Source organism: Pseudomonas sp. NPDC090208, from assembly GCF_044746785.1.
Taxonomy (GTDB): domain Bacteria; phylum Pseudomonadota; class Gammaproteobacteria; order Pseudomonadales; family Pseudomonadaceae; genus Aquipseudomonas.
In genome coordinates, this window is sequence record NZ_JBIVCU010000004.1 from 262,547 (window position 1) to 283,970 (window position 21,424).

A 21,424-nucleotide genomic window follows, 5' to 3' on the forward strand; every position below is an offset into this window, starting at 1 on the left:
AGCTGGCTTGTCCTGCGAGCGGCGACGCAGTCGTCGTAAAACCTGTGCATGCGTTTTGCCTGACACAATCAATGCGCATGGATTTACGACTGCTTCGCAGCCGCTCGCAGGACAAGCCAGCTCCTACAGAAACAGCGCCTTTATCGGCGCAAGACAATTTCCAAGAGCGACTCAGCTCAACCCCACAACGTCCGGCCGAAGAACGTCAGCGCCCGGTCCCAGGCCAGTTGCGCCCACACCGGATCGTATTGTGTGCCGGGAATGCGCCCGGTACCCACGGCGGTTTCGTTGGCGAAGGCGTGGTGCGCCAGGTAGCGGTGGAACTCCAGATCGACGCCGCCTTCCTTGAGTTTCTCTTCCAGCTTGTCGACGTTCTCCGCCGGGAAGAACTCGTCCTGTGTCGCCCAGTGCGCCTGCACCGGCACCTTGATCGCCTTGGCGTCCAGGTACTCCAGCGGTGGCATGCCGTAGAACACCACGCCCGAGGTCACCTCGGGAATGAAGTTCAGCGCCAGCAAGGTCAACGCGCCACCCATGCAGAAGCCGGTGACGCCGACATTCTGCGTCTTGCCCTTGAGAAACTGCACTGCACCCCGGATGTCCTGAGTGGCGGCATCGGCGAAGTCGAGTTTGCTCATCAGGTGATGGGCCTCCTCCTCTTCCACCGTCATTTCACCGCGATACAGATCCGGCACCAGCGCCAGGTAACCGGACGCCGCGAGACGGTCGGCAACACCGCGAATCTGATCGTTGAGACCCCACCATTCCTGGATCACCACCACTGCCGGCGCGCCTTCAGCCTTGGCCGGGGTCGCCAGATAGCCGCTGACATCCTGACCGTCCGGGCGCTTGTAGGTAATCATTGTTCCCGCTGCTGATTGAGTCACAGGGTTCTCCCGAATCCGAAAAAGTGAAAGCTGGCCAACACCGCTGCCGGCCAGCCTGAACAGGTTCCGATGACGCGCCGCGTCTCAGAACGTACCAGGGTAGCCGCCACCGTCCAGCAACAGGTTCTGGCCGGTCATGAAGCCGGCATGCTCGCTGCACAGAAACGCGCAGAACGCGCCAAACTCGTCGGCGGTACCGAAACGCTGGGCCGGCACCGCATTGCGCCGTTGTTCGGCCAGGGCATCGACGCTGACGCCGTTCTTGTCCGCCGCCAGGCTGATGTTCTTTTGCAGACGTTCGGTGTCGAACGGCCCCGGCAGCAGGTTGTTGATGGTGACGTTGTTGCCCGCCAGTTGCGGCTGACGGGCAAGGCCGGCGATGAACCCGGTCAGGCCGCTGCGGGCGCCGTTGGACAGGCCCAGCACGTCGATCGGCGCCTTGACCGCACCGGAGGTGATGTTGATCACCCGGCCAAAACCGCGCGCGGCCATGCCGTCGACACAGGCCTTGATCAGTTCGATGGGGGTCAGCATGTTGGCGTCCAGCGCCTTGATCCAGTCGTCGCGCTGCCAGTCGCGGAAGTCGCCGGGCGGTGGGCCGCCTGCGTTGTTGACCAGAATGTCGGCCTGCGGACAGGCCGCCAGCACCTGCTCGCGCACCGCAGGCTCGCTGATGTCGCCGGTCACGGTGCGCACTTCGATACCCGGCGCCAGTTGCCGCAGTTCGGCGGCAGCGGCTTGCAGAGCCTCGTCACCGCGGGCATTGATCACCAGATTGACGCCCTCTTTGGCCAGCGCTCGCGCGCAACCCAGCCCCAGGCCTTTGCTGGCCGCACACACGATCGCCCAGCGCCCCGACAATCCAAGATCCATGGTTCGACTCCTGTTGGTTCAGTGATGACAACACAGGCGCCCAACTTAGCATCAAGTGGCAGGTCGAGGGATCAACTGTTGGCCAGATCGGAGCCTTCTGGTGTATCCACTACGCGATTGCGCTCGGCTTCGCGCATGTCCCGCAGCTGCTTTTGCAGGGTCGCCACCGGCGGCGCATAGAGGAAACCGAACGACACGCTGTTGCGCCGACCCTTCACCCCATGGTGCATCAGGTGCGCGTGGTACAGGCGTTTGAGATAGCGATTGCGTGGCTGCGGGCGCATCGGCCAGTGGCGATGGACGATGCCGTCGTGGATGAACATGTAGATCAGCCCGAACGCCGCCACCCCGGCGCCGACCCATTGCAGCGGATCATGGCCGCTGTTGCCCAGCACGATCAGGCCGATGGCGACCGCGCCGAGCACCAGCAGGTAGAGGTCGTTGGTTTCAAAGGCGCCCAGCTGTTCTTCGTGGTGCGAACGATGGAGGAACCAGCCCCAGCCGTGCATCACATACTTGTGCGCGAGAAAGCCGACACCTTCCATGGCCACCAGCGTGCAGAGGAAAACCGCGAAGTTGAACATCATAAGCGTGAAGGGGCCGGTGGAGTCGGGACGTCGGGGTGCAGCATACCGGCGCAGGCGGGAAAATCCAAAGCCGCCGGGCAGATGTCATCACAGAGGTTTGCTTTCCGTCGCCAGCGATGTAAAAAATGGCTGCGTGGCGGGCCGATTCCGGCAGTCACTGTACCCATGCCACAGGTCGGTCTGACCGGGTGGCAATGCTTTCAAGGAATTCAGAATGGCTACAAGACAGGTAATCAACGCTTCGGTCAGTCCAAAAGGTAGCCTGGAGACGCTTTCACAACGCGAAGTCCAACAGCTCAGCGCCGCAGGCTCGGGCAGCACCTACAACCTCTTCCGCCAGTGCGCCCTGGCCATCCTCAACACCGGCGCCCATGTCGACAACGCCAAAACCATTCTCGAAGCCTACAAGGACTTCGAAGTCCGCATTCATCAACAGGATCGCGGCGTCCGCCTGGAGCTCTTGAACGCACCGGCCGATGCCTTCGTCGATGGCGAGATGATCGCCAGCACCCGGGAAATGCTGTTCAGCGCCCTGCGCGACATCGTCTACACCGAAAGCGAGCTGGACAGCCAGCGCATCGACCTGAGCAACTCCCAGGGCATCACCGATTACGTCTTCCACCTGCTGCGCAACGCCCGCACCCTGCGCGCCGGCGTCGAGCCGAAGATGGTGGTGTGCTGGGGCGGCCACTCGATCAACACCGAAGAATACAAGTACACCAAGAAAGTCGGCCACGAACTGGGCCTGCGCAAGCTGGACATCTGCACCGGCTGCGGTCCCGGCGTGATGAAGGGGCCGATGAAAGGCGCGACCATCGCCCACGCCAAGCAACGCATCCATGGCGGGCGTTATCTGGGGCTGACGGAGCCCGGCATCATCGCCGCCGAAGCGCCGAACCCGATCGTCAACGAACTGGTGATCCTGCCGGACATCGAGAAGCGCCTGGAAGCCTTCGTCCGTGTCGGCCACGGCATCATCATCTTCCCGGGCGGCGCCGGTACCGCCGAGGAGTTCCTGTATCTGCTGGGCATCCTGATGCATCCGGACAACCAGGGCCTGCCGTTCCCGGTGGTACTGACCGGGCCACAGAGCACCGCGCCGTACCTGCAACAGTTGCACGCGTTCGTCAGCGCGACCCTCGGCGAAGAGGCGCACAAGCACTACACCATCATCATCGACGACCCGGCCGAAGTGGCCCGGCACATGACCGAAGGCCTGGCGGCGGTCCGTCAGTTCCGTCGCGAGCGCGCCGACGCCTTCCACTTCAACTGGCTGCTGAAGATCGAAGAGAGCTTCCAGCGCCCCTTCGATCCGACCCACGCCAACATGGCCAGCCTGCAACTGCGTCGTGAGCTGCCGCCCCATGAACTGGCCGCCAACCTGCGTCGGGCGTTCTCCGGTATCGTTGCCGGCAACGTCAAGGACAAGGGCATCCGCCTGATCGAGGAACACGGCCCATACGAAATCCACGGCGACGCGGAAATCATGCAGCCGCTGGACAAACTGCTGCAGGCGTTCGTTGAGCAGCACCGGATGAAACTGCCGGGTGGCGCGGCGTATGTGCCGTGCTATCGCGTGGTGTCGTAAACCGCTTATGTCGATAATGCAACACCGCCCCGCCTGGTCCTGCACGTGACCTGTGGGAGGGAGCTCTGCTCGCGAATGCGTCTGGTCTGACACCTGCGCGTTGACTGACCCACCGCTTTCGCGAACAGAGCTCCCTCCCACATAGACCAGCGGAGCCTCTGCAACACCTGTAAGTCCCCAATATTTCCGTTCAGGAACCCCCATGATTCAGATCCGCCCCATGACCGCCGCCGATTTCGAGGCGTTCTGGCCCACTTTCCAGGCCGTGGTGCAAGCGCAGGAAACCTACGCCTATGCCCCCGACCTGACTTTCGAGCAGGCTCTGCACCTGTGGCTGGAGTTGCCGCTGCACACGCTGATCGCCGAAGAAGACGGTGTGTTGCTCGGCAGCTATTACCTCAAGGCCAATGCCGCCGGCCCCGGCAGCCATGTCAGCAACTGCGGCTACATGGTCACCCCCGCCGCCCGTGGCCGTGGCGTGGCTCGCCTGATGTGCGAGCACTCGCAGCAGCTGGCGCTGGACAGCGGTTTTTCCGCCATGCAGTTCAATTCGGTGGTGTCGACCAACGACGTCGCCGTGTCCCTGTGGCAGAAGCTCGGTTTCGACACGGTCGGCCGCCTGCCCCGCGCCTATCGCCATGCCCGCCATGGACTGGTCGATTGCCTGGTGATGTACAAATGGCTGGCCGACATGCCGGCGTCGCGCAAAGCCAAGAGCCCGTTGCTGATCGGCCGCAAGAACATCGAATCGGTGGTGTCGCGGCCACGGCGCAAGCGTCCGGACTGAGCCGGACGCAACGAAGCGTGAGGCGCCGCACGGGATGACGCTTTTTACCATCTGTACGGCGCTTTCAAACTTGCCGGATAGCCTTCTCTCTACGATTCTGTAAGCACGGCTTGCAGACAGCGGCCGCTCTCAGACAAAAACGCGCCGCAGAGGCCCAGCATGACGACCGTAGCCGAATTACTGAAACTCAAAGACAGGCACCAGGGTGAAGTGCATACCGTCGGACCGGAGCAGATGGTCATCGACGCGATCAAGCTGATGGCCGAGAAAAACATCGGCGCCGTGCCGGTGGTCCGCGCGGGCCGCGTCGTCGGCATCGTCAGCGAACGCGATTACGCCCGCAAGATGGAACTGGCCGGACGCGCCTCGGTGGGCACGCCGATCAGCGAAATCATGACCCACGAAGTCAGGACCGTGGACCCGCACCAGACCGTCGACCATTGCATGAACATCATGACCGACCATCGCCTGCGCCATCTGCCGGTGGTCGAGGAAGGCCGGCTGGTGGGCCTGCTGTCGATCGGCGACCTGGTCAAGGCGGCGATTGCCGAACAGAAACGGCTGATCGACAAGATGCAGGAATACATTCGCGGGGAGAGTTATTGAGCCCTAAACACAAGGCCCACAGCGAATAAGACGGTGGGAGCGAATTTATTCGCGATGGGATTTCAAAGGCACACTCCTGTGTCGACCGGGCTGCCCATCGCGAATGAATTCGCTCCCACAGGTGCCGCCCCTGGTCGCATCACTGCACCGGCAGGAAATTCAGAAACAGCAGGCTCTGCGCATAATTCAGACCGATCCGTCTATAGCGCTCATCGAGCATCTGCGTCAGCAGATCCAGGCGCGCGACGATCTTGCCGAACTCGGTGGCAAAGCTCAGGTTGCTGCCCTCCTCGGAAATCTCGTTGGAAAACAGCATCAGCTCACCATTGGCATTCTGCCGCTGACTCAACAGCCAGGTGGCCTTTTCGATGTTGCGCGCAGCGTTGCTGACAAACCGAGGGTTGATCTGGTCGGTCATGTAAAACTCCAGCCGTCCGCCATGGGCGGTGACCAGCATGCTGCCGATGGCGTAAATGAAGGCACCGACGCGGTCGCCGAGAAACGCCGGGCTCAAGGCATAACTCAAGGCCGCCAGATCCCGGCGATTGCCCAACTGCGCCAGCGGCTTGCGCTGCTCGATCGCCTCGCGCACGTTGCGCTCGGCCGAGGCCGCATCGACGAACCCGGACTTGCGCCATTCGGCGGGGTTGCGCAGGTACAGCTTGTTCATCAGCAGGTACAGGCTGTCCAGGTTGTCGCGCATCGCCAGGGTGGCCATGCGATCAACGCTGGTCTGGAAAAACTCTCGCGGGTTGGCTTCGCTGAACTGGGTGGCGGCATCGCGCCCGTCCTGACGCGTACAGCCGGCGACGCAGAGCGTCAGCAGGCACACGGCAAGCAGAGCGCGTGGACGCGGACGCGCACGGCAAAAGGAATCGGTTGGCACCATCTATCACAAGCTTCGACAATCGGGACACCGCGTGAATCGTGGCGTCCGGCAATGCATAGAGCGGCAAATGGCAAAAAAGTGCGATCACCGCCGCGACATTGCGATCCGGCCCTCTCGCCGATTTGACGTCGCCCGTGCCTTTCCCCAAGCTAGCCACCTTCACTCTGCTTTTCAGGAAACACCCCGCGTGATGACCCCAAGCCTGCACTGGCGCCGCTTTCTGTTCTGCCTCGCTCCGCTGATCGCCCTGCTTGCCGCCTGTGACGGTGGCGCGCCCAAAACCAAGCCATCGGAAGCCACCACTTACGTCAGCGTCGAGTGGGACAAGCTGCCAGCGGTCAACGACGTCGACCTGATGGCCGGCTACAACAGCTGGTTTTCGGCTTGCAAGCGCCTGGCGAAGGATCCGGTCTGGGGCAGTACCTGCGCGCTGGCGGCACAGGTGCCACAGGACCCTGCGGCGGTTCGCGATTTCCTCAAGAACCAGTTGCAGGTCTACAGCCTGCGCTCATCCGAGCATGGCGCCAACGGCCTGATCACCGGCTATTACGAGCCCATCTATAAAGGCAGCGAACAGCGCAACGATCAGCATCCGGTGGCGGTGTACGGGGTGCCGGATGACTTGATCATCGTCAATCTGGACAGCATCTACCCGGAACTGAAAGGCAAACGCCTGCGTGGCCGCCTCGATGGCCGCGTACTGCGCCCTTATGACGACGCCGCCACCATCGGCGAAAAAGGTGTCAACGCCCCGGCCCTCGCCTGGCTGGAAAACCCGATCGATCTGCAATTCCTGCAGATTCAGGGTTCGGGCCGCGTACAGCTGGAAAACGGTCGTCAATTGCGCATCGCCTATGCCGATCAGAACGGCCATCCGTACAAGCCGGTCGGCCGTTGGCTGGTGGAACAAGGCCAGCTGACCAAGGACGAAGTGTCCATGGGCCGCATCCGCGACTGGGCCATCGCCCACCCGGACCGCGTCCACGAACTGCTCGGCAGCAACCCCAGCTACGTGTTCTTCACCCTGCGCCCGGACAGCAACGAAGGCCCGCGCGGCTCGCTCAACGTGCCGCTGACCGCCGGCTACAGCGTGGCCATCGACCGCAAAGTGATTCCGCTGGGCAGCCTGCTCTGGCTGTCCTCGACCCGTCCCGACGGCAGCCCGCTGGTACGCCCGGTGGCAGCTCAAGACACCGGCGGCGCCATCGCCGGCGAAGTGCGTGCAGACATGTTCTGGGGCACCGGCGACGCGGCTGGCGAGCTGGCCGGCAACATGAAGCAACAAGGACAGATCTGGATGCTGTGGCCCAAGGGCGCCGCGCTCCCTGACGCCAAACCCAAGGGATGAAGAAGATGAGTCATGAGGTGACGGCCGCCGAACAGGTGGTGTTGAGCGGCGATACCGTTGAACTGTTGCCATTGCAGGGCGACCACGGACCGGCGCTGCTGCAGGCCGCAGCGGATGGCGAATTGTGGAACATGAAAGTCACGGTGATCCCCGGCCCGACCACTGTCGATCAGTACATCGCCACGGCGCTGGCCGGGCGCGAGTCAGGTACGGTGATGCCGTTTACCATCGTGCGCCGCGACAGCGGGCAAGTGGTCGGCAGCACGCGCTTCTGGAAGGTCGACCGCAAGAACCGCAAGCTGGAGATCGGCCACACCTGGCTGAGCCAGTCTGTGCAGCGTTCGGGCCTGAACATCGAAATGAAGTACCTGATGTTGCAATACGCCTTCGAAGAGCTGCAATGCGTGCGCGTGCAGTTCACCACCGACGAGCTCAACGAGAAGTCCCGCGCCGCCATCCTGCGTATCGGCGCGACACAGGAAGGCATCGTTCGCCATGAGCGGATCATGCCTGACGGTCGCAAGCGCAACTCGGTGCGCTTCAGCATCATCGATGACGAATGGCCACAGGTAAAAGCCATGCTGCTGGAGAAGCTGTCCCGCAACGCTTGAGCCATCTACTGGACTTTATCCGGGGCGAATGCCGGTTTTGGGTTGATCTGAAACCGGTTTCAGGTATAACAGGATGTTTCCTCACTTCGCCCTAGCGCCTGTTCTCGATGACTCATTCCGACACCCCACACGACTTCCACATGGGCTGGCTGCTCTTTGCCCTGGCCATGGGCGCGTTCGCCATCGGTACGACCGAGTTCGCCTCCATGACCCTGCTGCCCTTCATCGCCAGCGATTTCAACAGCACCCAGCCACTGGCCGGCCATGCCATCAGCGCCTACGCACTGGGTGTGGTGGTCGGTTCGCCGGTGATCATGGTGCTCTGCGTCAGATGGCCACGGCGGGCTCTGCTGGTGTCGCTGGCCGCCTTCATCGGCATTGCCAACGCCTTGAGCGCCATCGCACCCTCACTGCCGTGGCTGGTGTTTTTCCGCTTTCTCAGCGGTTTCCCCCACGGTGCCTACTTCGGCGTCGCCATGTTGCTGGCCGCCTCGCTGGTGCCGAAAAACCAGCGTGCGCAGGCGGTGTCGAGGGTGTTTCTCGGCCTGACCATCGCCACCATCATCGGCGTGCCGTTCGCCACCTGGATCGGCCAGACCGTCGGCTGGCGCTGGGGCATGGCCATCGTTGCCGTGCTGGCAGCCCTGACCGCCCTGCTCATTCGCACGTTGGCGCCCGCTGTACAAGCCCATGCCGACGCCAGCCCGTTGCGTGAGCTGGGCGCACTGCGCTCACGGCAGGTCTGGCTGACACTGGGCATCGCCGGGATCGGCTTTGGCGGCGTGTTTTGCGTCTACACCTATCTGGCGGCTACGTTGATCGAAGTCACCCACGCCACGGGCATCACCATTCCGCTGGTAATGGCGGTGTTCGGCCTGGGCACCACGGTGGGCAATCTGATCTGCGGCTGGGCGGCGGACCGCGCCACCATGCGCGCCGCCGGTATCTCGCTGGGTTTCACGGCGCTGGTGCTGGCACTGTATCCATCGGCCACCGAGAACCTCTGGCTGCTGGTGCCATTGGTGTTCTTCATCGGCTGCGGCGTCGGCCTGGCGGCCATTCTGCAGACCCGCCTGATGGACGTCGCACCCCACGCCCAGTCACTGGCCGGAGCGCTGGTGCAAAGCGCCTTCAACCTCGCCAACGCCATCGGCCCGTGGGTCGGCGGCATGGTCATCGCTGCCGGCTTCGGCCTGCCGGCCACCGGCTATGCGGCAGCGGCACTGACCGTCGGCGGCCTTGGCATGTGGTACTGGGCGATCACCGACGCCCGCCGCAACGACAGCACGTTCGCCGCCGAAGCTTCCAATCGGGCGTGATGTTGCAGGCCGGTCGGTGACCCTGCGTCAGCGTGTCACCGACCGGATGCCTGAAAAAGGCTTGTCCGCGGTGTCGACACAGGCATAATCACGGCTTGTCTATGAACATTGCGAGTAACCCGCTTTTGAAACGTGCGACATCCTGCTCAGACACCGTCGCGGCCAGCAGTTGTGCCAATGGCTCTGTGCGTCGCGCCTCTCGCCGTCTGGGCCAGATCTACGACGACGCCTTCACGCCTTGCGGCCTGAAAGCCACTCAGTACTCGCTGCTGTCGCAGATAGCCCGCAGCGCCGAGCCGAAAATGCGTGACCTGGCCCAGGCGCTGGTCATGGACCTCTCGGCCCTCGGCCATACCCTCAAGCCACTGGTACGCGACGGACTGGTCGAACTGCAGACCGACGAAACCGACCGCCGCAGCCGGCGCGTTCTGCTGACCCCTGCCGGGCAACAGAAGTACCTGGAAGCACGGCGCATCTCCGAGCGCGTCTCCCGCGTCTTCGACGACACTTTTGGCGCCGAAGAAACCGTGAAACTGCGCCAGGCGCTTGACTTCATCGCCTCGGAAGCCTTTGCCCAGTCACTGCTCGAACAACTGCACTCGAACGAAGCCTGAATCGCCAACCGCCGTCACGTCGATGACGGCTTGTCCCTGTTGGCGTCATCAGGCTGCGTCGGCACCGGAAACAGCGTGTCGACCCGATGCCCGTGGGATGTCCGCGTCGGCGTCATCGCGGCCGACTCCGCCAGACGGGTCGCCATGTCCCAGTGCCTGGCTTCCTGCCCCTGCGGCCGCCCTTCCGTTTCCCAGATCAGCTGCGCCAGTTGCCGCACCGTCTCTTCGTCGACGTTCATGTGCATCCCCCGCTTGCGCTCGACAGCACTCAGCCAGGCGCCCACCAGACGCCCGGACTGTTTCGAGCCTACCCTTTCAGCCTCTACCGCGCTTGAGCAACAGACTGACGACCACCCCGACCGCCGCCGCAGCCCCCACCGCCGCCCATGGATGTGCCTTGACATAGCCTTTGGTCTCCGCAAGCACCCGCTCCACCAGCGGCTGCGCCGTTTCGTGGTTGGCCTCTACCTGAACCTTGCCTTGTAGAAATTCGGCAAGGCGCTGTCGGGCGAGTTCCGTACGATCCTCATGCAACGCATCACCTGCGGCCAGCAACGCATTGGTTTCGTCCAGAAACGTGTTCAATTGCTCCCGCGTCTTGCGATAAAGATCCTCATCGAGGATTTCACTGATGCTACTGGCCATGGGACCTACCGGGTCAAAGTGATTGAAATGGGTTGACCGGAGGGCGCAGGAAATCGTTCCATCGAATTCAGCAATTGATGGCATAAGGATGGCAAAGTTGCGAAAAGGAGACATAAAGAAGGGTCGGGATGGAGTGATTCCGCCCCTCCCCGCCATAGCCAACACTGTCGTGATTCCCTACACCGGCTATCAGCAGTATCGACACGGCGATATCCAGATCAGGCGCAAGCAGTATCAATGCCGTGATCGTCCCCGCCTCATCACTCGCTGAATCTCGACTGGTCATAAGAGCGCTGCCTGGGTCAAAAGCGGCGGAGAGGCCCACACTAGAGCCAATGAAAAGAACATATCCGAGCAAAATCACGTGCATAAAAATTGACGCCAAAGGCACTCTGCCATTATGGTGAGCGCCTGCTTACGGCTCTGAATGAGCCAACGGATTGAATTTACAGGGAATGTTCAGCATGCACGGTGCGCTGCTTCGTACGGGCAAAAGTGACGAGTTCATCGCCGTGGGCGAAACGGGGCAACCCGTCCACAAGGCTGCTCTGCAACTTATTGCCGCGCTGGCCCGTAAAGCCCCGCCAATGGCCAGCTTTCTTGCCGTCCCCAAGAGTAATGAACAAGGCAGCGTAATTGACTGGTATAGCCCGGTCCAAGGTGATGTTGTGCCTTGGAGTTCGGCAACAGAGGACGAACGCAACGATGCCAGGGCTCAGCTGAACCAATTCAAAAACGCGATAGCGGACATGAGTTCGGCTCTGGTGCAAGCCGGCAATAAAGGCGGCCAAAGCGACCAGGTCATTTTTGGAAAGCTTTTGGGCCTGGTGCCACATGCACCCGCCGACAGCTATATCTATCTGGTCGACGCCGCCCGTGTTAACGCCGCTGGACAGTCTGAACGTTACACCCAGCCAGTGCTGACTTTTTGGGGGTTCGTTCAACACGAGGGCGACCGGCATCGCGACCCGCTTTACTTCTTGAATCCCCGACCCATTACTCCTCAACCTGCACCGACCGTACTTTCAGAACCTGCGCCAGCCGTGCAGCCGGCTCAGCCGCTCACTCAGGTCACGCGATCTTTCTGGCGCCGGTTCTGGTGGCTTTGGCCATTGCTTCTGCTGTTGTTGGCGCTGCTGTTGTTCGGTCTTCTGCGAGGGTGCATGCCCACTGCCACGCTACCGGTCGGCAGTGTTTCCGTGCCCCACATCAACGCCGATACCGGCAGCACAGGGTCTGTTGTAACAGCTGCAGGCAGCAATCCTGCAAGCGCGGTGGTGCCGTCAGGGTCAGGAACGAATGCCAGCAATGAGGTTTCTGCGCCCCCCCTTGTGGCTGACCCCGCGGCAGCTGCGACACCAGAGCCCATCCAGCCTGCCACAGCCCCACCAAAGCCCGCCTCCCAACCCACAACTGAGGCCGCGCCTGCACCGTCCGTTGCGCCGGGTACACCGCTGAGCATTCCCTCGGATGCCGCCGAGGGCCCTGCCGATTTTCTGAACGGCAATTATCGTGCGGGGGCAGGGATCATGGATGCAAAGACCTCTCGGCCTTTGCGACTTGAGTATGCGTTCGAGAAGGGGCAAGGCAACGTCACGATCCGTCGTCCGGACGGTGTCACCTGCTCCGGCGCCGTCAGCGCGGCGATGAACGCGGGCAGCCTGGGCCTGAATAGCCAGGACCAGGCGACGTGCACCGACGGCAGTCGCTACGACATGCCGAAAGTGGCATGTAAACCGGGCGCTCAAAGCATCGCCGATTGCCAAGGCAACTACGGTAACACCCAATTCCCAATGTCCATGCGGCGCGAATAAAGGCTGTCTCCATGCTGCCCGAACTTACCAAGTTTGAAGATACCGTCCACCTGATCAACGACAGCGGAATCCAGTTCATGGACTTTGCCGTCAGACTCGATCTGCGAAACGAACCTGCCGGCCGCTTTGCCAAAATGGGTAATACGCTGATTGCGCGCCTGTTGCAGAATCGGGAAACCAAGCAGTACTTCCACTTGGGGCCCGTGGCAACCGCCAACCAATCGGGCGATCGCCTGGCCCACTCGCAAACCCAGGAGCGGCTGGTCACCGAGGTGGATGACGAAGACCTGACCCTGAGCATGCAGGCAAGCTTCAAGCTGCTTGACGGGCTTTGGCTACCCGCTCCGTTCTTTCGCTTTCTGCCGCCAGAGCGCTACGACGAGGGCCCTACCAACTGGGCCCGCGTGCGTCTGGTGGAGCTTGAACAGCCGGATGTGGATGGCAACACCCATCGCCTGACACTGGCGTTCGACACCCGGTCGATGGCGTCGGCATCAGGCATGCAGTACCTGGCGCCGACCCGCGACGATATCAACGCCGGTTCAGCGTTTCGTCTGGCCTGCCACGCACGCCAGAGCCGATGGTTTCTGGATCAGAAATGGGTGCAGGACTGGCTGGCGGAAATCTATCGCGAGGGCAACAAACACCGCCCCAGCGAAGACATCGATGAAGAGCTGGAAGAGCAGCGACACCTGGGTCATTACCTGAACCTGCTGAGCCTGATGGCCAAGCCGGTGCCCGAACAACGCAGCAGCGAACCTGCGCGCATCGTGATCCCGGAAGTCAAGCTGACGGCCAATGGTGTCGAGTCGCTGGACCCGCCGATCCCGGTGGATCTGGTACTGGATGTCGGCAACTCGCGTACCTGCGGCATCCTGATCGAAAACCACGGTCAGTCCGGTGATGGGATGAAGCACAACTACATCCTCCAGATCCGCGACCTGGTACGCCCGGAACGCGTCTACAGCCAGCCATTCGAGAGCCGCGTGGAATTCGCCCAGGCCTCTTTCGGCAAAGAGAACTTTTCGGTCCAGAGCGGCCGCCACGATGCATTCCAGTGGCCGACCATCGCTCGCGTTGGCGTCGAAGCCGGACGGTTGTCCGGACGTCGCCGCGGTACTGAAGGCTCCACCGGGTTATCGAGCCCGAAACGCTATCTATGGGACGAGAATGCCTACACCCACGGCTGGCGTTTCAACAACTCGTTCGTGCAGACAGACAGCGAGCCCAAAGCCACTGCCGCGCCGTTCTCACACAAGATCACCAAGCTGGGTCAGGCGTTCTACAAGCTCAAGAATGAGGACGACCGCCTGCCCGCATTCTCCCCTCAGTATTCGCGCAGCTCCCTGATGACCCTCATGCTCGCGGAGGTGCTGACGCAAGCGCTGCTGCAAATCAACAGCCCCGCTCAACGGACACGCATGGGGCATACCCAAAGGCCAAGGCAGCTATCGAGCGTCACCCTGACGGTTCCGCCCGGCATGCCTCAAGTCGAACGCAGCCTGCTCAATGACCGTCTGCTGCAAGCCATGGCGCTGGTCTGGAAATGCATGGGCTGGCATGAAGGCGACCTCGACCCGAGTAAAGCCAAGGGGGCGAACTCTCCAGTGCCCGTACCTCGTGTCCCACTGCCGCGTATCAAAGTGGAATGGGATGAGGCCACCTGTGGCCAACTGGTTTACCTCTACACCGAGATTCGCGAGAACTTCGCCGGCCACCCCCAAGAGTTTTTCGACACTCTAGCCCGGCCCGACAAGGCCAACCGCGAACAGATCACGCTGGCCAGCATTGATATCGGTGGTGGTACCACTGACCTTGTCATCACTGATTATTCGCTGGAACGAGGCGCGGAGCACGCCAGCGGCAGCAACGTTTCGATCATCCCCGAGCAACGCTTCCGCGACAGTTTCAAGGTGGCCGGAGACGACATTCTGCTGGACATCATTCAGCGTTTTGTCCTGCCCAGCCTTGAGCAGGCTCTGCTGAATTTCGGTGTGGTGTCGCCCCGCTCGCTACTGTCACGCCTGTGCGGCGATGAGAGCACCAGCGCCCAGGACGCCATCCTGCGCCAGCAACTTAACCTGCAGGTGTTCGTGCCCTTGGGCCTGCGCCTGCTCAAAGACTACGAGGCTTACGATCCCGAGTTGCCAAGCCCGGTCCACGAATACGCGTTTGCCGAGCTTCTGGACGAAGATGCGATCACGGAACGTCTCAGGGAGTACGTTGCCGGGGGCGTCCGTCGCATCGATGGCGGCCGCGATGGCTTTGACCTGGGTCAAGCTACGCTGCGGATCGATCTGCCAGCGATTCACCAAGCGTTTATCAAGGGCCAGATCAATCTGGGCAAGATCCTCGATGCCCTGTGCGAAGTGGTCTTTCAATACCCTTGCGATGCACTGCTGCTGACCGGCCGTCCGTCGCGGCTACCGGGTGTGCAAGCCTACATCCGGCGCAAGGTACCACTGCCGCCGGGGCGCATCGTCCCCATGAACGGTTATCGCACCGGTGGCTGGTACCCCTTCCATCGCAACGGTCAGATTGACGACCCCAAAAGCACCGCGGCAGTGGGCGCCATGCTGTGCCTGTTGAGCGAGCAGCGCAAGGTGTCGAACTTCTACTTCAGCGTCGGCCGCCTCAGCCCGTATTCGACCATGCGTCATATCGGCAAGCTGGATGAAAACAATCTGGTGATCGACCACGACATGTTGTACCGCGACGTGATCAAGAGTGACCCGCGGGGCAATGAGTTCCTGCAACTGCACGAGCCACACCTGGACGGGCCCCAATTGCGGGTGCTCGGCAAAACCCGCTTGGGCTATCGCCAGCTCAACGCAGAGCGGTGGGTGGCGGCGCCGCTCTATCTGATCGAACTGACCGAGCGCGGCACACGCAAGCTCGTCGGCAAGCCCACCAAGGACGGCAAGGAGGCCTGCCTGCTGCTGCGTTTTCGGATCAAGGATGCCGAAGCCGACCGCGGCGACGCCGAGATCATTGCCGAAACCTTGGTGATTGACGACAACATCGAAAGCAACACCGATGAGTCCTTTGATCGCAAGGACGTGAAACTACAGCTCTACACCATGTTGAGTGCCGAAGGCGGTGCCTCCAACTACTGGCTCGACAGCGGGAGCGTGAGTCCGAAATGACTACTCTGACCACCAAGCAGAATCAACTCACCCAGGCTTGGGCATCCGTCCATAAAGGTGCCGGGCTGGCCTTGGACTGGGTGGCCGATGTGGCCGGAAAAGTCGAAGAAGTGGCCGCCAAGGCGGATGTTCTCAACCGCGATTTGTACCGTGCGCGCAACCTGGCCCGCAGCCTGGGACGGGTCTCGATCACACCAATGGGCATCGGTTTCTTCGGCCTCTCACAGGCAGGTAAGAGCTACCTGATTTCCGCCCTGGCCGCAGACGACAAAGGCCAGTTGCTCACCCAACTGGGCGAGCAGCAGCTGGACTTCATCAAACACGTGAACCCGGTCGGCGGCGGCAAGGAGGCCACCGGGCTGGTCACGCGTTTCACACGCAGTGCGGCACCGAGTCCTGCTCCCGGCTTTCCTGTGGAGCTGCGCCTGTTCCGCGAAGTCGAAGTCGCGATCATCCTCGCCAACGCATGGTTCGAGGACTTTGATCATCAGCGCCTCAATAGCCAGATTTCCGATGCTCAGATAGAAAGCCTGCTGCAACGCTTTGAAGGGAACCTCGCCGCTGCGCCGGCGGCCGGCGTCAGCAGTGACGATGTGGTGCTGCTCTGGGATTATCTGGAACAACATTACGCCAACGCCATGCGCCCCCTGCAAGCCCACTATTGGCCTCGCGTGGTCAAACTGGCGCCGCGCTTGTCGGTACGTGATCGTGCTCAGCTGTTCGCCCCGCTGTGGGGCGGCATCGACAAAATGACCGAAACGTACGAGCAACTGGCCGCCGCCCTGCACCGCCTCGGTCTGGCCGAAACGGTCTATGCCCCGATCAGCGCCCTGGTCAGCGAGCGTGACGGGCAGTTGGTGCAAAGCAACAGCATCATCAATGTCGATATCCTCAGCCGCCTGGGCGGTAGCAGCGACTCGACGATTGAAGTGCGCCCGTCGGTCGCCGGTGCCTTGAGCTCCACCGTGTCAGTGAACCGGGCAGAACTGGCCGCGCTGACCAACGAGTTGATTTTCCGTCTCGATAATGAGCCGGCCAACCCGATCGTCAACAGCGTCGACCTGCTGGATTTCCCGGGCTATCGCAGCCGGCAAAAACTGATGAGCATCAATGAAGCCAGCGAAGTCGATAGCAGCGGTACTGCCAACAATCCAGTGGCCAAGCTGCTGCTGCGAGGCAAGGTCGCGTACCTGTTCGAGCGTTACACCAACGAGCAGGAAATGAACGCGTTGGTCATGTGTACCAGCACGTTCAAGCAGAGCGAAGTCGTCAGCGTCGGCCCGGTTCTCAAAAGCTGGATCGACAAGACTCAAGGTACCAGTGCGCAGCAGCGCGACGGCCGTGCCAGTGGTCTGATCTGGGCGCTGACCATGTGTGACGGTTTCATCAGTGGCGCGCTCAACGGCGAAATCGTTCAGTTCCCCGAAGCCTGCGACAATATGCTCAAGCTCACCATGATTGAGCGCTTCGGCAACGAAGAATGGATGAAGCAATGGGGCAGCACACCGTTCAAGAACACTTACCTGGTGCGCAAGCCACGCTTCAAGACCAACTTCATTGATCTGGAAGACAAGCACGGCGAGGTGCGATTGAATGAGTCCTCCCTCGTAGCCCTGTCGGCGCTGGAACGAGCCTTCAACAACAGTGAGCTGGTCAAGCGCCACGTCGCAGACCCACAGAACGCCTGGCAGGCAATGCTCAAGATGAACGATGGCGGCATGGACCGTTTCAGTTCAGCGTTCACGCCGGTCGCCAATATTGATTTCAAACTGCACCGCATCGAGGAGCAGCTTGACGAACTGATGGTGCAATTGCTGCCACGTCTCGAAGAGTACTACGAGGCTGGCGGCGAAGATGAGCGAGCCAAGAAGAAGGTGATCGCCAACCAGATCGCCCGCCCCTTCGCCACCACGCCCCACGGTAAATACGTGCTCGGCGAGCTGCTGGGCTATATGGCGCTACCCGAACAGCAGCTGCGTGACCTGTACCTCAACGGTGATTTTGACGCGCCGTCGACCGAAGCCGTTGAAACAACACAGTCTGCAGTCAAAACCGAGGCGGAATACGACATCTTTGGCGAAGCCATCACGCCGGTGGCTGAGCAGACCGCCGTTGCGACAGCGCCCCCGCAGTATCAGAGCCACGAGCACCGCTTTGCTCGCGCTGCATTCAACCTGTGGGCAAGCCACCTGCGCAACCTGAGCCGACGTCACAGCCTGTTGGAGCGACTTGAGCTGCCTGCCGAAGCCATCGCGCTGATGGTCAAGGAATTGGTGGTTTGCGCCGAACGCCTGGACGTGCCATTGCAACTGAGCAATGCGTTGCTCAAGCGCGCGCAGAGCGGCGTGCGCCGAGAGCATCTGGTGCAGCGCCAAGTGCTGACCGTACAACTGTTGCTCAATGATTTCGCCGCCTGGTTCGGCCATACCGCCGAGCCGCCCGCGCAGCGCCCCAATGGCCTGCTGGGTTCAAAGCAGCCGCTGTTTGCCTTCTATGAAAAGGAAATGCCCGGGCGCTTCCCACAGTTGGCGCCGCAAGCGGATGACCAAAGTGTGATTTTCGCCAACGACTGGATTTCGGGCATTGCCATTCATACACAGAAAAATGTCGGCCATCGCAAGGGCAAGGACATTACACCCGAGCAGAACGAGGCCATGGGCCGAGTCATCCAGGCCTTCAAAGCGAGATCATAAATGTCCATCACTATCCGACTCTCTCCACTGGCCAATCCCGTGCCCGGCCATGGCTTTCTTCAAGTGCGTGGCTGGGAGCATGACGCCGGCATTCTGGAGTTTGCCATTCAGCGCAATCAGGATGACCACTATCTGCAACAGAGCCACCAGTGGGGCAACGCGCCCTGCTGGTTCACGCAACACTTCGAGGAAGACAGCAGCGGCGACTCGATCAGCCATCAGGTTGGACCGGACATCGTTGATCCGCTGCTGCTGAACTCGGCTACCGCAGTATTCAATTTTCGCCTGCGCAGCACCGACGGCAGCGGCGAAGACGACAACCCGATGAAGCTGATGGAAGGCCTCGCCCTGTCTTCGGCAGGAAGTGCCACCGGGCCTGTGGCAGCGCAGACCTCCGTCACGCTCGCGTCACCAGCGGAACCGGTGCCTGTGATCCAGCCAGAGCCTGTCATCGAGCCGGTGCCAGCGCTGACCGAGCAGGCAGAGCCATCACCGGAGCCCGTTGCCGAGCCGCCGATCATCACCGCTACGCCTGCAAAAAGCGCTAAGACACTCCTCTTCCTCGGTCTTTTGGTGCTGCTTTGCATTATCGCCGCAGGCCTGTGGTTCTGGCTCAAAAAGCCTGCAGAGCCGCAGCCGGTCGTGGCGACAACTGCTCCTGCTCCGGCAGCCGTCGCACCTCAAGCTCCGGTCGCAGCAGCGCCGTGCAGCAGCGAGGCACTGACCAGCGAAACCGAACTGAACTTTGTTCAGGGCTGCATCAAGCTTGCGCCTGACAGCGCGACCCTGCTCAACGTCATCGGGATGGCTAAGGCCAACAAACAGTGCGGCGTCGCGCAGCGGCTTTATGCCAATCGTGCTCAGGCAGGCAACATCGAAGTGGCCCAAGCCTACGCGCGCGAGTACGACCCCAAATACTTGCAGCCAAGCAACTGCTTCGCGGCGCCCGACAATGCAACAGCGGCCTACTGGTACGAAACCATCCTGGGCTATCAACCCGACAACGCTGAAGCGGCGCAACGCCTGAAGGAGCTCAAGCCGTGACTCTGTTCAAACTGACCTTTGCAGCCTGTCTATGCCTGAGTTCGGGATGGGCCCTGGCGGCCGACAAACCCCTGCTGCAGGAAGGGAAGAAAACCTTGTTCCAGCGTGTACTCACCACGCCAGGATGCCATTTGAGCCCTGCCGCAGGTGCGCCGCCCGGTGCGGAGCAGCCGCCGTTCAGCCGGTTCTACGTCTACGAGCACGCCAAGGCTGGCAACGCTGACTGGATCAAAGTCGGGCCAGACAGTTTTGGCAAAACCTCAGGCTGGCTGCCGGCGGCCTGTACCGTCGACTGGAAAATGCAGTTGACCCTCGCATTCACCAACCCGGCGAACCGCGACCGGCTGATGTTTTTTAAAGAGCGCGGCACCCTCGAGGGCATTCTCGACGCGCCCGATCCGGTCAGCGTGATCGCTCCGCTGCGCGCCAAGCTCAAGCAGAATGCACCTGCACCGGGCGTGCTCGCGCAGGAACCGGAATACTTCATCGACATGCAGAAACAGTTCTATCTGCTGCCCGTGCTCAGCGGTGAGGAAGTCATGACCGAGGCAGGGTTTCGCACTCGCATCCTCAATGTCGCCTCCGTCAGTAAAGCCGACGGGGCCGCCCTACAAAGCACTCAAGCGGGAGCAGCGGCAACCCCGTCTCAGGCAGGTATCGACGCAGCCAGCCAGCTCAAGGAATTCAGCGCTGCGGTGGTGTTTGTGATCGACTCGACCATCTCGATGGACCCGTATATCGAACGTACACGAGAGGCCATCAGCAAGGTCTATGCGCAGATCGCCAAGGAAAACCTCGGACGTCAGGTGAAATTCGGGCTCGTTGCGTTTCGCTCCAGCACACAGGCCGTGCCTGGGTTGGAGTACGTGACCAAGATGTACGCCGACCCCAATACGGTAAAAGACGGCGCGGATTTTCTGGCGAAGGTGGCCGACCTGAAGCAGGCCAAAGTGTCGAGCAAGAGCTTTGACGAGGACTCCTATGCCGGGGTCATGCAGGCTATCGACAAGGTCGACTGGAAGCCATTCGGCGCGCGCTATGTAGTCCTCATCACCGACGCTGGCGCACTGGAGGCCGATGACAAGCTGTCCAAGACCGGTCTGAACGCCGAGCAAGTCAGGATTGAAGCCAGTAATCCAGGTGTCGCCATCTACACCCTTCACCTGAAAACTTCCGCTGGCGCCAAAGACCACGCCAAGGCAGAAGCGCAGTACCAGGCACTCTCCACCTTTACCGGCACGAACACTTCGCTTTATTACCCGGTGGATGCAGGTGATATCAATGCGTTCGGCAGCAAGGTCGACTCACTGGCCACCGCCATCACCGGCCAGGTGAAAGCGGCATACATGGGCGAGGACGCCATCGGTAGCGCCATGAACGCGAAGGCTGCGCCGGCCGAGCAGAAGATGATCGACGATGCCGCGTTGATTGGCCACGCCATGCGCCTGGCGTATCTGGGCGAGAAAACCGGCAGCCAGGCACCTCCGGTGTTTCAGGCATGGATCGCCGACCGCGACCCGATCAAGCAAAATGTCCCGACCACCGACGTCCGTGTGCTGCTGACCAAATCCCAACTCAGTGACCTGAGTGATGTTCTCAAGAAAATCCTTGATGCGGCCAATGAAGGGATGATCTCCCCCAGCGACATGTTCGAGCGCTTGCGTTCGGTCGCCGCCACCATGGGCACGGACCCGAACCAACTCAAACAGAACGACACCGCAAAGCTGTCCGAGCTGGGTGTCCTGGGTGAGTACCTGGATGACTTGCCGTATCACAGCGAAGTGTTGAACCTGGATGAGGAGACCTGGAAAAGCTGGGATGGTCTGGCTCAAGAGAAATTCATTCGTACCCTGTCCACCAAACTGCGTCATTACCAGATCTATAACGCTGATGTTGATCGTTGGGTTTCCCTGGCCGAGGGCAGCGACGCACGTGAGAACGTCTACCCGGTTCCGCTGGAAATGATGCCCTGA

19 protein-coding genes are annotated in these 21,424 nt (G+C 61.4%); 12 read left to right on the forward strand and 7 right to left on the reverse strand.

The window, feature by feature from the left end; genetic code table 11:
- Nucleotides 1-176: 176 nt before the first annotated feature.
- From ACIPL0_RS09445 to ACIPL0_RS09455, 3 genes are all read right to left on the reverse strand, one after another.
- Nucleotides 177-863, reverse strand: coding sequence for a dienelactone hydrolase family protein (locus ACIPL0_RS09445; RefSeq protein ID WP_400600566.1), 687 nt, complete (start codon nt 861-863; stop codon nt 177-179).
- A 108-nt stretch (nt 864-971) separates the two neighbouring features.
- On the reverse strand, nt 972-1,760 hold the full coding sequence (locus ACIPL0_RS09450; RefSeq protein ID WP_400600568.1) for an SDR family oxidoreductase: 789 nt from the start codon (nt 1,758-1,760) through the stop codon (nt 972-974).
- A gap of 71 nt (nt 1,761-1,831) precedes the next feature.
- Nucleotides 1,832-2,347, reverse strand: coding sequence for a sterol desaturase family protein (locus ACIPL0_RS09455; protein ID WP_400600570.1), 516 nt, complete (start codon nt 2,345-2,347; stop codon nt 1,832-1,834).
- 214 nt (nt 2,348-2,561) lie between these two features.
- On the opposite strand from ACIPL0_RS09455, the gene ppnN reads away from it, so the two are divergent.
- From ppnN to ACIPL0_RS09470, 3 genes are all read left to right on the forward strand, one after another.
- Nucleotides 2,562-3,935 carry a nucleotide 5'-monophosphate nucleosidase PpnN gene (ppnN, locus tag ACIPL0_RS09460; RefSeq protein ID WP_400600571.1) on the forward strand — a complete coding sequence of 458 codons (1,374 nt, stop codon included), beginning with the start codon at nt 2,562-2,564 and terminating at the stop codon, nt 3,933-3,935.
- A gap of 202 nt (nt 3,936-4,137) precedes the next feature.
- Complete coding sequence (locus tag ACIPL0_RS09465; protein ID WP_400600573.1) at nt 4,138-4,722, forward strand: GNAT family N-acetyltransferase; 585 nt, start codon at nt 4,138-4,140, stop codon at nt 4,720-4,722.
- Nucleotides 4,723-4,881: 159 nt separating this feature from the next.
- Nucleotides 4,882-5,328 carry a CBS domain-containing protein gene (locus ACIPL0_RS09470; protein WP_400600575.1) on the forward strand — a complete coding sequence of 149 codons (447 nt, stop codon included), beginning with the start codon at nt 4,882-4,884 and terminating at the stop codon, nt 5,326-5,328.
- A gap of 139 nt (nt 5,329-5,467) precedes the next feature.
- Here ACIPL0_RS09470 and ACIPL0_RS09475 read toward each other — a convergent pair whose 3' ends face one another.
- Nucleotides 5,468-6,217: a hypothetical protein gene (locus tag ACIPL0_RS09475; RefSeq protein ID WP_400600577.1), complete on the reverse strand. Its 750-nt coding sequence runs from the start codon at nt 6,215-6,217 to the stop codon at nt 5,468-5,470.
- 190 nt (nt 6,218-6,407) lie between these two features.
- Here ACIPL0_RS09475 and ACIPL0_RS09480 point away from each other — a divergent pair, with 190 nt between their 5' ends.
- The 4 genes from ACIPL0_RS09480 to ACIPL0_RS09495 all read left to right on the forward strand — a co-directional run bounded on the left by ACIPL0_RS09480 (nt 6,408) and on the right by ACIPL0_RS09495 (nt 10,109).
- Nucleotides 6,408-7,565 carry a murein transglycosylase A gene (locus ACIPL0_RS09480; RefSeq protein ID WP_400600768.1) on the forward strand — a complete coding sequence of 386 codons (1,158 nt, stop codon included), beginning with the start codon at nt 6,408-6,410 and terminating at the stop codon, nt 7,563-7,565.
- A gap of 5 nt (nt 7,566-7,570) precedes the next feature.
- Entirely contained in the window at nt 7,571-8,176 is a 606-nt protein-coding gene (locus ACIPL0_RS09485) for a GNAT family N-acetyltransferase (protein ID WP_400600579.1), read from the forward strand.
- A gap of 140 nt (nt 8,177-8,316) precedes the next feature.
- Nucleotides 8,317-9,495, forward strand: a complete 1,179-nt coding sequence (locus ACIPL0_RS09490) for an MFS transporter (RefSeq protein WP_400600581.1) — start codon at nt 8,317-8,319, stop codon at nt 9,493-9,495.
- A 185-nt stretch (nt 9,496-9,680) separates the two neighbouring features.
- On the forward strand, nt 9,681-10,109 hold the full coding sequence (locus tag ACIPL0_RS09495; protein WP_400600583.1) for a MarR family winged helix-turn-helix transcriptional regulator: 429 nt from the start codon (nt 9,681-9,683) through the stop codon (nt 10,107-10,109).
- Between the two features lie 14 nt (nt 10,110-10,123).
- Here the strand turns inward: ACIPL0_RS09495 and ACIPL0_RS09500 are convergent, their stop codons facing one another.
- The 3 genes from ACIPL0_RS09500 to ACIPL0_RS09510 form a co-directional block, all read right to left on the reverse strand.
- Nucleotides 10,124-10,348, reverse strand: a complete 225-nt coding sequence (locus tag ACIPL0_RS09500; protein WP_400600585.1) for a DUF2934 domain-containing protein — start codon at nt 10,346-10,348, stop codon at nt 10,124-10,126.
- Nucleotides 10,349-10,424: 76 nt separating this feature from the next.
- Nucleotides 10,425-10,754 (reverse strand): hypothetical protein, encoded by a 330-nt coding sequence (locus tag ACIPL0_RS09505; protein ID WP_400600587.1) that lies wholly within the window; start codon nt 10,752-10,754, stop codon nt 10,425-10,427.
- A 67-nt stretch (nt 10,755-10,821) separates the two neighbouring features.
- The gene (locus ACIPL0_RS09510; RefSeq protein WP_400600589.1) at nt 10,822-11,124 is read right to left on the reverse strand and encodes a hypothetical protein; all 303 of its coding nucleotides are present in this window, start codon (nt 11,122-11,124) and stop codon (nt 10,822-10,824) included.
- A 94-nt stretch (nt 11,125-11,218) separates the two neighbouring features.
- On the opposite strand from ACIPL0_RS09510, the gene ACIPL0_RS09515 reads away from it, so the two are divergent.
- The 5 genes from ACIPL0_RS09515 to ACIPL0_RS09535 are packed head-to-tail and all read left to right on the forward strand — an operon-like array spanning nt 11,219 to nt 21,424.
- Nucleotides 11,219-12,568: an SrfA family protein gene (locus ACIPL0_RS09515; RefSeq protein ID WP_400600770.1), complete on the forward strand. Its 1,350-nt coding sequence runs from the start codon at nt 11,219-11,221 to the stop codon at nt 12,566-12,568.
- Between the two features lie 11 nt (nt 12,569-12,579).
- Complete coding sequence (locus ACIPL0_RS09520) at nt 12,580-15,714, forward strand: virulence factor SrfB (RefSeq protein ID WP_400731522.1); 3,135 nt, start codon at nt 12,580-12,582, stop codon at nt 15,712-15,714.
- Nucleotides 15,711-18,407 carry a putative virulence factor gene (locus ACIPL0_RS09525; RefSeq protein ID WP_400600593.1) on the forward strand — a complete coding sequence of 899 codons (2,697 nt, stop codon included), beginning with the start codon at nt 15,711-15,713 and terminating at the stop codon, nt 18,405-18,407. The genes ACIPL0_RS09520 and ACIPL0_RS09525 overlap by 4 nt, the downstream gene beginning before the upstream one ends.
- Nucleotides 18,408-19,451: a hypothetical protein gene (locus tag ACIPL0_RS09530; RefSeq protein WP_400600595.1), complete on the forward strand. Its 1,044-nt coding sequence runs from the start codon at nt 18,408-18,410 to the stop codon at nt 19,449-19,451.
- A complete protein-coding gene (locus ACIPL0_RS09535; RefSeq protein WP_400600597.1) occupies nt 19,448-21,424 on the forward strand; it encodes a vWA domain-containing protein in 1,977 nt (658 codons plus the stop codon). The genes ACIPL0_RS09530 and ACIPL0_RS09535 overlap by 4 nt, the downstream gene beginning before the upstream one ends.

Coding starts and splice junctions, on each gene's coding strand:
- ACIPL0_RS09465 (WP_400600573.1), top strand. CDS start 4,138: ATGATTCAGATCCGCCCCATGACCGCCGCCGATTTCGAGGCGTTCTGG.
- ACIPL0_RS09470 (WP_400600575.1), top strand. CDS start 4,882: ATGACGACCGTAGCCGAATTACTGAAACTCAAAGACAGGCACCAGGGT.
- ACIPL0_RS09485 (WP_400600579.1), top strand. CDS start 7,571: ATGAGTCATGAGGTGACGGCCGCCGAACAGGTGGTGTTGAGCGGCGAT.
- ACIPL0_RS09525 (WP_400600593.1), top strand. CDS start 15,711: ATGACTACTCTGACCACCAAGCAGAATCAACTCACCCAGGCTTGGGCA.
- ACIPL0_RS09445 (WP_400600566.1), bottom strand. CDS start 863: ATGATTACCTACAAGCGCCCGGACGGTCAGGATGTCAGCGGCTATCTG.
- ACIPL0_RS09475 (WP_400600577.1), bottom strand. CDS start 6,217: ATGGTGCCAACCGATTCCTTTTGCCGTGCGCGTCCGCGTCCACGCGCT.
- ACIPL0_RS09510 (WP_400600589.1), bottom strand. CDS start 11,124: ATGCACGTGATTTTGCTCGGATATGTTCTTTTCATTGGCTCTAGTGTG.
- ACIPL0_RS09515 (WP_400600770.1), top strand. CDS start 11,219: ATGCACGGTGCGCTGCTTCGTACGGGCAAAAGTGACGAGTTCATCGCC.
- ppnN (WP_400600571.1), top strand. CDS start 2,562: ATGGCTACAAGACAGGTAATCAACGCTTCGGTCAGTCCAAAAGGTAGC.
- ACIPL0_RS09480 (WP_400600768.1), top strand. CDS start 6,408: ATGACCCCAAGCCTGCACTGGCGCCGCTTTCTGTTCTGCCTCGCTCCG.
- ACIPL0_RS09500 (WP_400600585.1), bottom strand. CDS start 10,348: ATGAACGTCGACGAAGAGACGGTGCGGCAACTGGCGCAGCTGATCTGG.
- ACIPL0_RS09530 (WP_400600595.1), top strand. CDS start 18,408: ATGTCCATCACTATCCGACTCTCTCCACTGGCCAATCCCGTGCCCGGC.
- ACIPL0_RS09450 (WP_400600568.1), bottom strand. CDS start 1,760: ATGGATCTTGGATTGTCGGGGCGCTGGGCGATCGTGTGTGCGGCCAGC.
- ACIPL0_RS09455 (WP_400600570.1), bottom strand. CDS start 2,347: ATGATGTTCAACTTCGCGGTTTTCCTCTGCACGCTGGTGGCCATGGAA.
- ACIPL0_RS09520 (WP_400731522.1), top strand. CDS start 12,580: ATGCTGCCCGAACTTACCAAGTTTGAAGATACCGTCCACCTGATCAAC.
- ACIPL0_RS09490 (WP_400600581.1), top strand. CDS start 8,317: ATGGGCTGGCTGCTCTTTGCCCTGGCCATGGGCGCGTTCGCCATCGGT.
- ACIPL0_RS09505 (WP_400600587.1), bottom strand. CDS start 10,754: ATGGCCAGTAGCATCAGTGAAATCCTCGATGAGGATCTTTATCGCAAG.